The organism is Georgenia sp. Z1491 (assembly GCF_049856175.1).
In the GTDB taxonomy this organism is placed as follows: domain Bacteria; phylum Actinomycetota; class Actinomycetes; order Actinomycetales; family Actinomycetaceae; genus JB111.
In genome coordinates, this window is the sequence record NZ_JBNDNA010000001.1 from 73169 (window position 1) to 86367 (window position 13199).

Below are 13199 nucleotides of genomic sequence, written 5' to 3' on the forward strand. Positions count from 1 at the left end.
GGCGTGCAGCTGGGGACGACGGCACGGGGACACCAGTTGCTCATCGTTTCGATCTGCATCGGCTTCGGTGCGGGGTGAGCCGGAACGTCCCCCGTGTCACCCCCCCGGGGAGTGTCTCGACCTCACCCAACGGGGTGTTCCGACCTGCTTCCTCGGCGGGACCGGGTCCGGGCTCAGCCCGCCGGCAGGATCAGCCCGCCAGCAGGCCGGCCACCAGCGCCCGTGCCAGGGTCTCCTCGCGCGAGGAGACGCCCAGCTTCCGGCAGAGCGAGCTGCGCTGCGACTTCACCGTGTTCAGGGACACGCTGAGCGTCTCCGCGATGCACGCCAGGCTCGATGTCCGCGAGAGCTCGCGCAGCACGACGAGCTCCCGCACGGTGAGGTCCGGCTGGTCGCTCGCCGGCGGGAGGATCGGCCGGACGCCGTCGGCCGCGTCGCCGAACTCGTCGAGGGAGCGGGTCGGCAGCAGCATGAACGGCGAGCGGAGCCCGTGCACGCGGCTCACCACCGCGGCGCGCTCGGCCACCGTGCGCGCCTCATCGACATGGCCCCCCGCGCGCAGGGCCACCGCCGTGAGTGCGCCCGTCGTCATGCGGTCCACCGGGTCGTCCGGGGCGAGGGACCCCGGGAGCCGACCTGCCGGCCCGGCGTCGCCCCTGGCCAGCATCACCCGTGCTGCGGCCGTGCCGAGCACGATCGTCGTCCCCAGCCCCACGGCGGGGTCGGCGGCGGAGCCGAAGGCGTTGAGCATCCGCTCGGTGCCGGCGAGGCCGAGGTAGAGGTCGGGGGCGAGCTCGACGTCCCAGTCCAGCGCCCGCCGGGGCACCGACCGCACGGCGCCGCGGACCGAGAGGCCGTGATGGCGCCGGAGCGTCGCCGAGATCCGCGACCGTGCCTCGGGCCCGAGATCCTGGAGGTCGTCGACGGCGAGAAAGCCTTCCGTGACATCGGGGATCACCCCGTCCTCGACCCAGTGGACGTCGCCGCGCCCCTGCGCCCAGGCCGCCAGCGCGGAGGACTTGCCGCTCCCCCGCGGACCGGTCAGAGCGACCGCCGCGTGGGACCAGGACAAGGCCGCCACAACGCCCGCGGGCTCGATCTACGGTGTCGGGACTCGAGGCGGCACCGCAATACCCTAGCCGCAACCGTCCCGGCGCATGACACCGTCCCGCATCGCGACCCGCATCGCGTCTCGCCACGTCACGCCGAGTCGTGGGACGGGGCGGCGTCCCGCTCCCGAGCCACGGGTCGTTACCATCTGCGTCAGGTACAGCGAGCGCACACCGTCCGGTCGGGACCGGGCGGACCGGCCGACAGCAAGGAGCACCGCACGGATGGGCATCCTCGACCGCTTCGAGAAGGGTGTGGAGAACGTGGTGTCCACGGTCTTCTCCAAGGCCTTCCGCTCGGAGGTCAAGCCCGTCGAGATCGCCTCCGCGGTGCGGCGGGAGATGGACGAGCGCGCGGCCACGCTGACCCGCGACCGCACGGTCGCCCCGAACGAGTTCCACGTCGAGCTCGCCCCGAACGACCTCGCTCGCGTCCAGGAGTGGGGGCACGACGCGCTGGCCGGAGAGATGACGGCGGCCGCGACCGCGCACGCCACCTCGCAGTCCTACAGCTTCGTCGGACCCGTGGACATCGACTTCGTCGTCAACGACTCGTTGAGCACCGGGCGCATCCAGGTCCGCTCCGCCACGCGGCGCGGCGCCGTGGCGCCCGCGGCCGCCGCGACCGCCTCCGCCGCGCACCCGATCCTCGACATCGACGGACGCCGCTACCTCCTCACCGGCCCGACGACCGTGCTCGGCCGCGGCTCGGAGTCCGACATCGTCCTCGACGACTCCGGCGTGTCCCGCCGGCACCTCGAGATCACCGTGTCGCCGCAGGCCGTCATCGCCACCGACCTGGGGACGACCAACGGCACGTTCGTCGAGGGGCACCGCATCACCGCGGCCACCCTCGTGGACGGCAACACGATCACGATGGGCCGCTCGCGGATCATGTTCTGGACCGGCGAGGACGAGGCCTGATCGCGTGAACGAGCTCGTCGTCACGCTCCTGCGCGTGGGCTACCTGGCCGGTCTGTGGCTGTTCGTCCTGCTCGCCGTCCTCGTCCTGCGCAACGACATCTTCGGCACCCGCGTCTCGCCCCGTCCCACGCGCGGCCGACCCGCGCGCGGCGGTCGGTCCACGGGCGCCCCCGCCCGACCGGCCCCCGGTCGTGACGCCCCGACCCGGCTCGTCGTGACGGAGGGCCCGCTGACCGGCACCTCGGTGCCGCTCACGCGCTCCGCGATCCTCGTGGGACGCGCCGAGTCGTGCACGCTCGTGCTCGAGGACGACTACGCCTCCTCCCGGCACGCCCGCTTCTTCCCGCGCGACGGCAAGTGGTTCCTCGAGGACCTCGGCTCGACCAACGGGACGACCGTCGCCGGCCAACGGATCGGCACCGCCATCCAGGTCCCCGCCGGCCTCCCCGTCCGCATCGGCCAGACCGTCATCGAGCTGAGGCGGTAGCGGATGCCCATCGTCACGCGATTCGCCGCCCGGTCCGACGTCGGCCTGCTGCGGTCGAGCAACCAGGACTCCGGGTACGCCGGCGAGCACCTGCTCGTCCTCGCGGACGGCATGGGCGGGCCCGCGGGCGGCGACATCGCCAGCTCGGTCGCCGTCGCGCACCTCGCCCCGCTCGACGACGAGCACGGCGCCGACGAGCTGCTCGGCCTACTGCGCGGCGCCGTCGCCGACGCCCACGCCGACCTCGTGGCCCGCTCGACTGCGGATCCCGACCTCGCGGGACTGGGCACCACGTGCATCGCCATGCTCCGCACGGGCAGCAAGCTCGCGATGGTGCACATCGGGGACTCCCGGGCGTACCTCCTGCGCGGCGGCGAGCTCACCCAGATCACGACGGACCACACGTTCGTCCAGTACCTGGTCTCCACGGGCCGTCTCACGCTGGAGGAGGCCGAGCGCCATCCGCAGCGCAACATGATCCTCCGCGCCCTGGGGGACACGGACGGCGAGGTCGACCTCGACGAGTCCATGCGGGAGGCCAAGGTCGGCGACCGCTGGCTGCTGTGCTCCGACGGGCTGTTCGGCGTGGTCTCCAAGGACACGATCGCCGAGACCCTGCGGGACACCGACGACCCGGGCGCGGCCGCCCAGGCACTCGTCGACCTCTCCCTGCGCGCGGGCGCGCCCGACAACGTCACGTGCGTCGTCGCCGACTTCCTCTCCTCCGGCGACTCCCCCGGGCTCCCGACCGCCGACCCCCAGATCGTCGGTTCCGCCGCCGAGCGCCCCACGCAGCGCCCGGACGGGGCAGGCCGGTCGGACGCCTCCGCCGGCGGCGCCACCGGGGCCGCGGCGCGCGCGTCCTCCGCCGAGCGTGCGGCCGCACTCCTGGGCGCGGAGTCCGGCGAGCAGGACACGACCCGCAGGCGCCGCCTGCCACGGGTCCTGCTCGGCGTCGTCGCCGGTCTCGTCCTGCTCGCCGCCGGCGCGTTCGCGGGCTGGACCTGGACGCAGCAGCAGTACTACGTCGCGCCCTCGGGCGACCACGTGGCGATCTACCGCGGCATCCCCCAGCACGTCGGCCCGCTGGGCCTCTCCGACCTCCACGAGCGCACCGACCTGCGCATCGACGAGCTCACTCCGCTGGCCCAGCAGCGTCTCGACTCGCCCATCACGCGCGGCTCGCTGTCCGGGGCTCGCGACGTCGTCGAGAACCTGCGTGGTTCCGTCGTACCCGAGGAGTCGCCCAGCGAGTCCCCGAGCGAGTCCGGGAGCGAGTCGCCCAGCGAGTCGCAGAGCGGGGCCGCGTGAGGGGGGCCGTCTGATGGCGGTCGTCCGTCAGCAGTCCGCCCGGTCGGGCCGGTGGCCGGAGCTCGGGCTGCTGGCGCTGGCCGTCGCGATCGTCCTGTTCGGCTACGTCCAGGTCGCCCTCAACACGACCGAGGCGCTCCCGACCGACCTCCTCCAGCGGGGTGGAGCCTTCGCGGGCATGGCGCTCGTCGCCCACCTCGTCGTCCGGTGGCGTGCACCGTACGCCGACCCCGTGATCCTGCCGTCGGTCATCCTCCTCAACGGCATCGGCCTGACGATGATCCACCGCATCGACATCGCCGACGGGACGGCGTCGGTCGACCGGCAGCTCATGTGGACCGCCATCGGCGTCGCACTGGCCCTCGCGGTGCTGCTCCTCGTCCGCGACCACCGCGGGCTGCGCGGCATGACCTACACCTCGATGGTCGTCGGCATCGTCCTGCTCCTCCTGCCGCTCGTGCCCGGTCTCGGCCGCACGATCAACGGCGCGCGCATCTGGATCGGCGTGGGGCCCCTGAGCTTCCAGCCCGCCGAGGTCGCCAAGATCGCGCTGGCCGTGTTCTTCGCCGGCTACCTCGTGGCGAACCGGGACAACCTCGCGTTCGCGGGCCCGAGGTTCCTCGGCATGCACCTGCCCAGGGCCCGGGACCTCGGCCCGATCCTCATCGCCTGGGGCGTCGGGATGGCCGTCCTCGTCCTGCAGCGCGACCTCGGCACCGCGGTGCTGTTCTTCGGGATGTTCGTGGCGCTCATGTACCTGGCGACGGAGCGCATCAGCTGGGTGATCCTCGGCGCGCTGCTCGCGATCGGCGGGGCGGTGCTGGCCGCCTCGCTCTTCCCGCACGTCGGGGCGCGCGTGGACGTCTGGCTCCACGCCCTGGACCCGGAGGTGTACTCCCGGAACCCGGGCGGCTCCGGCCAGCTCGTCCAAGGCCTCTTCGGTCTCGCGTCGGGCGGGCTCATGGGCTCGGGCTGGGGACTGGGCTACCCGCAGCTCGTGCCCTACGCCGAGTCCGACTTCATCATGGCCTCGCTCGGCGAGGAGCTCGGCCTCACCGGGCTCGTCGCCATCCTGCTCGTCTACCTCGTCGTCGTGCAGCGCGGCATGCGCGCGTCGATCGCCGTGCGCGACGGGTTCGGCAAGCTCCTCGCGGCCGGTCTCGCGTTCACGATGGCGCTTCAGGTGTTCGTCGTCGTCGGCGGCGTGACCCGGCTCATCCCGCTCACCGGCCTGACCACCCCGTTCCTCGCCCTCGGCGGGTCCTCCCTCGTGGCGAACTGGGTGATCGTCGCGCTCCTGCTGCGCGTCTCCGACGCCGGACGGCGGCCCGCGCCCGTCGTCGACCCGTCGTCCGTGGCGGCGCTCGGCACCGGCACCACCGCACCTTCCCCCGACGTGGCCCGCGCGCCCGCAGTCGTCGGCGCCTCGGGTGCGACCGCCTCGAGGGGCGGTGCCGCGGACCACGCAGGGGCGGGTGCCGGCCGCCCCACCGACGACGCGCCGACGAGCGTGGGCGGCACGCCGGTGCCCGACGCCGCCCCGGGGGCCCACGGACGGTCGCCGGCCCCGGACCGGCACCGCGACGCGGACGCGCCGTCCGGCTGGACCGCCACGGGTGACGCGTGGGACGAGGAGGACGGAAAGACCCTGGGCGACGCCCCGCGCTCGGGCTACCGGCCCGTGCCCGGCGAGCAGCGCCCGACGGCGGCCACGGCCGCCCGGGACGCCACGGCGGCCACGGACGCGGACCCCGGTGCCACCCTGCTCCCCGACGAGGAGCACGACGGGTACGGCGCGCACGACGCGCACGACGACCGACCCGGCCGCGGCGAGCAGGAGGGCAGGCGATGAACCCCCAGATCCGACGCCTCACCGTGGTGATCGCGCTGATGTTCCTCGCGCTCATGGTCTCGGCGACCACCGTCCAGTTCGCCCAGGCGGGCGACCTCAACGCGGACGGCCGCAACGTGCGCACCTTCTACCGGGAGTTCGGCCAGGACCGCGGGCCGATCGTCGTCGAGGGCACGCCCATCGTCACGTCGGAACCCGTCGACGACGCCTACAACTACCTGCGCCGCTACCAGCAGGGGCCGGCGTACGCCCACCTGACCGGGTACTTCTCGGTGGTGCACTCGTCGATGACGGGGCTGGAGCGGTCGGGCAACGAGGTCCTCAACGGCAACGACCCCGGCCTGCTCGTCGCCCGGCTCCAGGCCCTGATCACCGGTAACCAGCCGCGCGGCGGGGCCCTCGACCTGACGATCGATCCCGCGGTCCAGGCAGCCGCGATCGAGGGGCTCGGGGACCAGCGCGGCGCCGTCGTCGCGATCGACCCACGCACCGGCGCGATCCTCGCCATGTACTCCTCGCCGTCCTTCGACCCGAACCCCCTCGCGTCCCACGTGCGCGAGGAGGCCACCAGCGCCTACGACGAGCTGTCGAACGACCCCGACCGCCCGCTGCTCAACCGCGCGATCGGGGGCGACCAGTACGCACCCGGCTCGACCTTCAAGCTCGTCACCGCGGCCGCCATGGTGGAGAACGGCCTGACGGCGGACTCGGTCGTCGAGGCCCCCACCGAGTACCAGCTGCCGCAGACGCAGACGTTCATGCACAACCCCGGCGAGCGCGCGTGCGGCGACGGCTCGGGCAGCGCCACCCTGCGCCAGGCGCTCATCGAGAGCTGCAACACCCCGTTCGCGATCGGCGCGGTCGACCTCGGCACCGACGAGATCAACGAGCAGGCCGAGGAGTTCGGCTTCGGCCGCGCGCTCGAGGTCCCGCTGCCGGTCACGCCGTCGCGCTTCCCCGCGGACGCGACCCCGCCCGAGCTCGCCCAGTCGGCGATCGGACAGTTCTCGGTGCGCACGCACCCGCTCCAGATGGCGATGGTGGCGTCCGCGATCGCCAACGACGGCGTCCTCATGACCCCGTACCTGGTCGAGCGCACCCTCACCGCGGACCTCGAGGAGGTCGGCACCCACGACCCGGAGGTCTTCTCCGAGCCGATCTCCTCCCGCACGGCCGAGGAGATGACGTCGATGATGATCGACGTCGTCGAGCAGGGCTACGACACCCCGGGCGCGATCCCGGGGGTGAGCGTGGCCGGCAAGACCGGCTCCGCCGAGATCGACGCGAACACCCCGCCCCACGCCTGGTACACCGGCTTCGCGCCGGCGGACGACCCGCAGGTCGCGGTGGCCGTCATCGTCGAGAACGGCGGGAACGTCGGCTGGGGCGTCGGCGGGGCCCAGCTGGCCGCACCGATCGCGGCGTCCGTGATGGAGGCGGCGCTGCCATGACCACCCCCCGCGGGCACCCGCCCTCGCCCGGGCCCGACGACGTCGCCCGCACGGGCGCGCTGCCGGGCGCGCAGGCGTCCCGGCCGCCCGGCACCCCGCCGGAGGAGCCGGCCGGGCGCCTGGCTGCGGGCGACCTCGTCGTCGGCCGGTACGAGCTGACCGTGCACCTCAACACCGGCGGCTCGGGCGAGGTGTGGGTGGCCCGTGACCAGCGGCTCGGACGGCAGGTCGCCATCAAGTGCCTGCACCCGGACCTCGCCGCGCAGCCGCACTTCCTCGAGCGCTTCCGCAAGGAGTCCCAGAACACGGCGCGGCTGCGGCACGTCAACATCGCCGCGCTGCTGGACCACGGCCGCGCCGACGACGGCGGCGCGTACCTCACGCACGAGCTCGTCGTCGGCGACGACCTCGCCGACCTCCTCACCCGAGAGGGCACCCTCCCGCCGACGACGCTGATCCGGATCCTCGTCCAGGTCCTCGACGGGCTGCAGGCCGCCCACGCCGCCGGCGTCGTGCACCGGGACGTCAAGCCCGCCAACGTGCTCGTCTCCGCGCGCGGCACCGTGAAGATCACCGACTTCGGCATCTCCCGGGCCGTGGGCCAGGAGACGATGACGTCCGCCGGGATGGTCATGGGGACCCCCGAGTACCTGGCGCCCGAGCTGGCCCGCGGCGCCACGGCGGGGCCGGCGGCCGACCTGTACGCGGTCGGTGTCATCGCCGTCGAGGCGCTGACCGGCGAACGGCCGTTCGGCGGGGCGCGGCCGCTCGACGTTCTGCTGGCCCACGTCAACGACCCCGTGCCGGAGGTGTCCGGGGCACCGCCCGAGCTGGCCGCCGTCGTGCGCGACCTGCTGGCCAAGGACCCGGCCGGCCGACCGGCGTCGGCCTCGGCCGCGGCGGACCGGTTGCGCGACGCGCTGGAAAGTATCCGCAGACCACGACGGCCCGGCGGCGATCCCGTCGGTAGAGTGGACGGCACCGCGCCCGCCGCGGGAGACCGGGCGGAGACCGCGAAGGAGGACGGACGTGAGTGACGACGTGACCGACGAACCCCTCGTCCTGGCGGATCGGTACGAGCTCGGCGGCCTCATCGGACGCGGCGGGATGGCCGAGGTGCACGTCGGGCGGGACACCCGGCTCTCGCGCACGGTGGCGGTCAAGATGCTGCGCGCCGACCTCGCGCGCGACCCCTCGTTCCTCACCAGGTTCCGGCGGGAGGCCCAGTCCTCAGCCGGTCTCAATCACCCGGCGATCGTCTCCGTCTACGACACGGGCGAGCACGTCGAGGCGGCCGGCACGCCCGGCGAGCGTCGCATCCCGTTCATCGTCATGGAGTACGTCGAGGGCCACACGGTGCGCGACCTGCTCGGCGACGGCGACCCGGTGCCGATCAGCGAGGCCGTCGACATCGTCGTCGGCGTGCTCAACGCGCTCGAGTACAGCCACCGCGAGGGCATCGTCCACCGCGACATCAAGCCCGGCAACATCATGATCACGCCGACCGGTGACGTGAAGGTGATGGACTTCGGCATCGCCCGCGCGCTGTCGGACAACTCTGCGACGATGACCCAGCCGCACTCCGTGGTCGGCACCGCCCAGTACCTCTCCCCCGAGCAGGCGCGCGGCGAGGTCGTCGACACCCGGTCGGACCTCTACTCCACGGGCTGTCTGCTGTTCGAGCTCCTCACGGGCCGTCCCCCGTTCTCCGGCGACTCCGCCGTGGCGGTGGCCTACCAGCACGTCCGCGAGACCCCGCCGACGCCGTCCTCGATCGCCTCCGACATCCCCGAGAACCTCGACCGCGTCGTCATGCAGTCGCTCGCCAAGAACCGCGACGAGCGCTACGCCGACGCCGCCCACTTCCGCAGCGACCTGCTCGCCGCCTCCCGCGGCAGCGAGGTCAGCGCGCCGCCGACCACCGCGTGGGCGGCTGCCGGAGCGGGCGCCGCGGCGGCCGCCGCCGCGGGCTCCGCCACCCGGGTCGTCCCCAAGGCGTCGGTCCCGGCCGCCGCTCCCGGCGCCGGCGACCCCGAGCCCTACCGCCGTACACCCCAGCCCGTCGAGGACGAGCCGAAGCGGTCGTGGGCCTGGCTGTGGATCCTGCTCGCCGCCCTGCTCGTCGTCGGCGGCGTCGTCACCTACCTGCTCGTCACCGGCGACGGTCGCGGCGACGAGGAGACCACCCCGGCAGTGACGACGGTCGACGTGCCCGAGCTCGAGGGGCTCGACGAGGCGGCCATCACGGCCGAGCTCGACGAGGCCGAGCTCGTCCCCAACTTCCTCGACCCCGAGAGCTCGGACGACGTCGAGGAGGGCCTGTTCCTCAGCTCGACGCCGGAGCCCGGCACGTCCGTGGAGACGGGGAGCTCCGTCGACGTCGTCCTGTCCTCCGGGCCCGCCGAGGTGACCGTCCCGGACCTCGAGGGAATGGACCGGGCCGAGATCGTCGACGAGCTCGAGGAGGTCGAGCTCGAGGCGACGTTCGGTGAGCCCGAGAACGACGACACGATCGAGGAGGACCTGTTCCTCCGCTCGACCCCCGCACCGGGTGAGTCCGCCCCGCGCGGCAGCTCCGTCGAGATCATCCTGTCCGCCGGGCCCGGCGACGTCCTCGTTCCCGACGTCGCCGGCCGCAGCCAGGAGGAGGCCCGGCAGATCCTCCAGGACGCCGGTCTCAGCGTGGGCAACACCAACACGGTCGACGAGCCCGGGGCGGGCGCCGACCAGGCCCTGCGGACCGACCCCGCGACCGGCACCTCGGTGCCGCGCGACACCGAGGTGACGCTGTTCCTCGCATCCGGCAACGTCGATCTGCAGGACCTCACCGGCCTGCCGCGCGAGGAGGCCGAGTCGATCCTCGACTCCCTCGAACTGAGCTCGAACTTCACGGAGGAGTTCTCGGACGACGTGCCGGAGGGCGACGTCATCACGCAGTCGCACAGTGGGCTGATCCCCCAGGACACGCGGGTCGACGTGACGATCTCCCGCGGGCCCGAGGAGACCGAGGAACCCACGACCACCGAGCCGCCGCCGGAGCCCCCCACCGACGGGGACTGACCCGCAGCCTCCCCGCTCGCGCAGAGCGCGCGGGTGGGGGCCGCCGAGTGTGCGGTCGATACCCGGAGGCCGCGGGCCGCGCCCGCGCGGCCCGCCGTCGTCAGGCCCGGACGAGCGGGGCGAGCCCCTCGGCCGCGGCGACCGCGCCGGTCTGGCCGGCGAGCTCGAGCCAGTTGGCCAGCAGGCGGTGGCCGCCTCGGGTCATCACCGACTCGGGGTGGTACTGCACGCCGTGCAGCGGCAGCTCCCGGTGGGCGAGCCCCATCACCACGCCGCCGGGCGTGCGCGCCGTGACGACCAGCTCGTCCGGCACCGACTCCGGCACGACCGCCAACGAGTGGTACCTCGCCGCGGTGAACGGGCTGGCGAGCCCGGCGTGGACCCCGGTGCCGTCGTGCTCGACCTCGGAGGTGCGGCCGTGCATGAGCTCCGGCGCGTGCATGACGACCCCGCCGTAGAGCTCGGCGAGGACCTGGTGCCCGAGGCAGACCCCGAGCATCGGCACGCCCGTGCGAGCACAGTCCTCGACGATCTCGCCGGAGCGGCCGGCCTCCTTCGGGACGCCGGGCCCGGGCGAGACGAGGACGCCGTCGTACCCCGCGACGTCGAGCTCGGCGTCGTCGTTGCGCCGCACGGCGGTCCGGGCACCGAGGTGCTGGAGGTACCCGACGATCGTGTGCACGAAGCTGTCGTAGTTGTCCACGACGAGGATGCGGGCCACGTGTCACTCCACTGTCAGGTCGGCGCTGGGGAGCTGCGACTCTACCCACGGGAAGACCCACAGGAAGAGGGCGACCACGGCGAGGAGGAGCAGGGCCGTCATGAGCACCGCCCGGAACCACCGTGGGCCGGGCAGGGCACGGAACAACGCCGAGTACATCAGTCCTCCTCGAGGAGCTCGGCGGGCAGCCCGTCGGCGCGGTCGACCCAGTGGTCGAGCTCGGTGTAGGTGATCCACCGGTGGGTGGAGTAGTTGAACGGGTGGCAGGTCGTCAGGGTCATCAGGCGCTCGGTGGGCTCGGCACCGGGGTCCCCCGGCACGGGCGCGACGACCTCGACGTCCCAGGGGCGCACGATCTCGGAGCCCGTCACGCGGTAGACGTAGTAGGTGTCCGCCGTCTCGACGACGATCGGGTCGCCCGCGTCGAGGTCGGCGACCCGCCCGAGCGGCGAGCCGTGGGTCTGCCGGTGCCCGGCGGCCGCGAAGTTCCCCACCTCCCCGGGCATGGCCGTTCCCGGGTAGTGACCGAGGGCGCCGAAGTCCATCACGTCCATGCCGACGCCCTCGATCAGGGGCAGGCCGTGGTCGCTCCCCCACGACGGCACGTGGACGATCCCGAGCGCCTCCATCCCGTCGGGCAGGGTGAGCGCGGCGGGCGAGAACGGGGGCGGCTCGTCGGTCCGCGGGGCCCCGACCGCGGTCGGGGCCTCCCCGATGGCGTCGGCGATGGCAGCGACGGACTGCTCCTGGCGTGCGTGCCCCTCGAGGTCGGTCCACCACAGCTGCCACACGACGTACAGGCCGAGGAGCACGCCGGCCGTGAGCAGCAGCTCGCCGATCACGCCGACGGCGCCCCAGACGGGTGAGCGTCGGCGCCCCGGGCGACGGGACGAGCGCGCCTCGGTGTCCTCCGGGGGCGTCGGGTGCTGCCGGCCGTCGGCCAGGGCCGTCACGAGGACGCCTCGTCGCCCTCGGGCCCGCCGGCCCCGATCGGCTCGGCGAACCGCGTCGTCACCGACGACGACGGCGGGACGTCCAGCCGGTCGTGGACCGTGACCGCATAGCCGAGGCCGATGAGGTCGACCCACTGCCGGTAGATGTCGACCGCCTCGGAGCTCTCCAGCGCGGCGAGCAGCTCGTCGGTATCCCCGACGGCTCCGACGACGAACGGCGGCGAGTAGACGCGCGCACCGACGTAGAGCACGTTGCCGACGCACCGCACGGTCGTCGTGGGCAGGACGCGCTGCCCCTGGACGGTCAGGGCCTCGGCGCCACCCGCACGCAGTGCGTTGATGACGCCCTCCACGTCCTGCTGGTGGACCACGTAGTCGTCGGCGACCCGGTCCGCAGGCATGCCGGAGTCGGGCACGTCGGCGTCGTCGAGCGCGACCTCGATGCCGGGACCGCTCACGGCAGCGGTACCGGCCGCGACGCGCACCTCGTCCGGGGCGGCTCCGGGATCCTCCTCGTGCGGCTCGAGGTAGGGCTCGATCTGCTCGCGGAGCTCGGAGTTCTCGTCCTCGAGGGTCTCCAGGCGTGAGGTCTGCGCGCGGGCGAGCGAGACGAGGTCGGTCGCGGCACGCTCCGGGTCGTCCCCCGCGTCGCGGGCGTTGACGGCGATGACGAGCCCGGCGAGCACCCCGACCGCCGCCACGCGCAGGGAGGCCGGCGGGACCCGGAACCCGGCCATCTCGCCACCTCCCGACATCGCCGCTGCGCTCGAAGACTACGCTAGGCCGAGGTCGCGCCCCGTGCGCGCGCACCCACTTTCCGCACCGCCCCGACGGCGGACCACCACCTGGAGGACGACGTGCCCGTATCGAAGAGGCGCAAGCGCAAGGACGGCACCCCGGTCACCCGCACCAAGGAGCACGAGGAGGAGCTCGCCGCAGCGGCCGCCGCCGAGCCCAGCCCCACGTGGTGGGCACCGACGATGGTCACGCTCATGCTCCTCGGCCTCGTGGTCCTGCTCGTCACCTACCTGACCTCCGCCGCCTACCCGGTGCCCGGGATCGGCAACTGGAACCTCGCGATCGGCTTCGGGATCGCGATGCTGGGGTTCCTCATGACGCTGCGCTGGCGCTGAGAGGCGGTCCCCGACCACGCGACGGCGACCTGCCCGGGCCGCCGTCTCTCCACAGGGATACCCACAGGTGGGGAGGAATGACACGGGTGTCGTTCGCCGGCCTCGCGGGCGGACGACGACGAGAACCACAGCCATGTGATTCCCACAGGTTTCCCCACACCTGGGGACGAATGACAGCCGTGTAGTTCCACAGCTGTG

General features: G+C 73.6%; 13 protein-coding genes. 8 read left to right on the plus strand and 5 right to left on the minus strand.

Going from position 1 to position 13199, the window contains the following annotated elements:
• Positions 1–190: 190 nt before the first annotated feature.
• A complete protein-coding gene (locus ACPYO4_RS00360) occupies positions 191–1072 on the minus strand; it encodes a LuxR C-terminal-related transcriptional regulator (protein ID WP_425707215.1) in 882 nt (293 codons plus the stop codon).
• Positions 1073–1334: 262 nt separating this feature from the next.
• Between ACPYO4_RS00360 and ACPYO4_RS00365 the strand changes: the two genes are divergently transcribed.
• Genes ACPYO4_RS00365 through pknB form a run of 7 tightly spaced genes read left to right on the plus strand, consistent with a single transcriptional unit; the run spans position 1335 to position 10194 of the window.
• Positions 1335–2033: an FhaA domain-containing protein gene (locus ACPYO4_RS00365; RefSeq protein ID WP_425707216.1), complete on the plus strand. Its 699-nt coding sequence runs from the start codon at positions 1335–1337 to the stop codon at positions 2031–2033.
• 4 nt (positions 2034–2037) lie between these two features.
• Entirely contained in the window at positions 2038–2520 is a 483-nt protein-coding gene (locus tag ACPYO4_RS00370) for an FHA domain-containing protein FhaB/FipA (RefSeq protein ID WP_425707217.1), read from the plus strand.
• A gap of 3 nt (positions 2521–2523) precedes the next feature.
• A complete protein-coding gene (locus ACPYO4_RS00375) occupies positions 2524–3831 on the plus strand; it encodes a PP2C family protein-serine/threonine phosphatase (RefSeq protein ID WP_425707218.1) in 1308 nt (435 codons plus the stop codon).
• A 13-nt stretch (positions 3832–3844) separates the two neighbouring features.
• Positions 3845–5683 (plus strand): FtsW/RodA/SpoVE family cell cycle protein, encoded by a 1839-nt coding sequence (locus ACPYO4_RS00380; RefSeq protein ID WP_425707219.1) that lies wholly within the window; start codon positions 3845–3847, stop codon positions 5681–5683.
• On the plus strand, positions 5680–7134 hold the full coding sequence (locus ACPYO4_RS00385; protein ID WP_425707220.1) for a peptidoglycan D,D-transpeptidase FtsI family protein: 1455 nt from the start codon (positions 5680–5682) through the stop codon (positions 7132–7134). The genes ACPYO4_RS00380 and ACPYO4_RS00385 overlap by 4 nt, the downstream gene beginning before the upstream one ends.
• Entirely contained in the window at positions 7131–8171 is a 1041-nt protein-coding gene (locus ACPYO4_RS00390) for a serine/threonine-protein kinase (RefSeq protein ID WP_425707221.1), read from the plus strand. The genes ACPYO4_RS00385 and ACPYO4_RS00390 overlap by 4 nt, the downstream gene beginning before the upstream one ends.
• Positions 8164–10194 (plus strand): Stk1 family PASTA domain-containing Ser/Thr kinase, encoded by a 2031-nt coding sequence (gene pknB, locus ACPYO4_RS00395; protein ID WP_425707222.1) that lies wholly within the window; start codon positions 8164–8166, stop codon positions 10192–10194. Before ACPYO4_RS00390 ends, pknB begins: the two co-directional genes overlap by 8 nt.
• 100 nt (positions 10195–10294) lie before the next feature.
• Here the strand turns inward: pknB and ACPYO4_RS00400 are convergent, their stop codons facing one another.
• From ACPYO4_RS00400 to ACPYO4_RS00415, 4 genes are read right to left on the minus strand one after another with little or no spacing between them, the layout of a single operon-like run.
• Positions 10295–10915 carry an anthranilate synthase component II gene (locus ACPYO4_RS00400; protein WP_425707223.1) on the minus strand — a complete coding sequence of 207 codons (621 nt, stop codon included), beginning with the start codon at positions 10913–10915 and terminating at the stop codon, positions 10295–10297.
• A gap of 3 nt (positions 10916–10918) precedes the next feature.
• Entirely contained in the window at positions 10919–11074 is a 156-nt protein-coding gene (locus tag ACPYO4_RS00405) for a hypothetical protein (protein ID WP_425707224.1), read from the minus strand.
• The gene (locus ACPYO4_RS00410; RefSeq protein WP_425707225.1) at positions 11074–11868 is read right to left on the minus strand and encodes a class E sortase; all 795 of its coding nucleotides are present in this window, start codon (positions 11866–11868) and stop codon (positions 11074–11076) included. Before ACPYO4_RS00410 ends, ACPYO4_RS00405 begins: the two co-directional genes overlap by 1 nt.
• Positions 11865–12605, minus strand: coding sequence for a DUF881 domain-containing protein (locus ACPYO4_RS00415; RefSeq protein WP_425707226.1), 741 nt, complete (start codon positions 12603–12605; stop codon positions 11865–11867). The genes ACPYO4_RS00410 and ACPYO4_RS00415 overlap by 4 nt, the downstream gene beginning before the upstream one ends.
• Before the next feature lie 120 nt (positions 12606–12725).
• On the opposite strand from ACPYO4_RS00415, the gene ACPYO4_RS00420 reads away from it, so the two are divergent.
• Positions 12726–13001, plus strand: coding sequence for a cell division protein CrgA (locus ACPYO4_RS00420; protein WP_425707227.1), 276 nt, complete (start codon positions 12726–12728; stop codon positions 12999–13001).
• The last annotated feature ends 198 nt before the right edge of the window (positions 13002–13199 follow it).

Coding starts and splice junctions, on each gene's coding strand:
- ACPYO4_RS00365 (WP_425707216.1), top strand. CDS start 1,335: ATGGGCATCCTCGACCGCTTCGAGAAGGGTGTGGAGAACGTGGTGTCC.
- ACPYO4_RS00375 (WP_425707218.1), top strand. CDS start 2,524: ATGCCCATCGTCACGCGATTCGCCGCCCGGTCCGACGTCGGCCTGCTG.
- ACPYO4_RS00380 (WP_425707219.1), top strand. CDS start 3,845: ATGGCGGTCGTCCGTCAGCAGTCCGCCCGGTCGGGCCGGTGGCCGGAG.
- ACPYO4_RS00385 (WP_425707220.1), top strand. CDS start 5,680: ATGAACCCCCAGATCCGACGCCTCACCGTGGTGATCGCGCTGATGTTC.
- ACPYO4_RS00390 (WP_425707221.1), top strand. CDS start 7,131: ATGACCACCCCCCGCGGGCACCCGCCCTCGCCCGGGCCCGACGACGTC.
- ACPYO4_RS00405 (WP_425707224.1), bottom strand. CDS start 11,074: ATGTACTCGGCGTTGTTCCGTGCCCTGCCCGGCCCACGGTGGTTCCGG.
- ACPYO4_RS00415 (WP_425707226.1), bottom strand. CDS start 12,605: ATGGCCGGGTTCCGGGTCCCGCCGGCCTCCCTGCGCGTGGCGGCGGTC.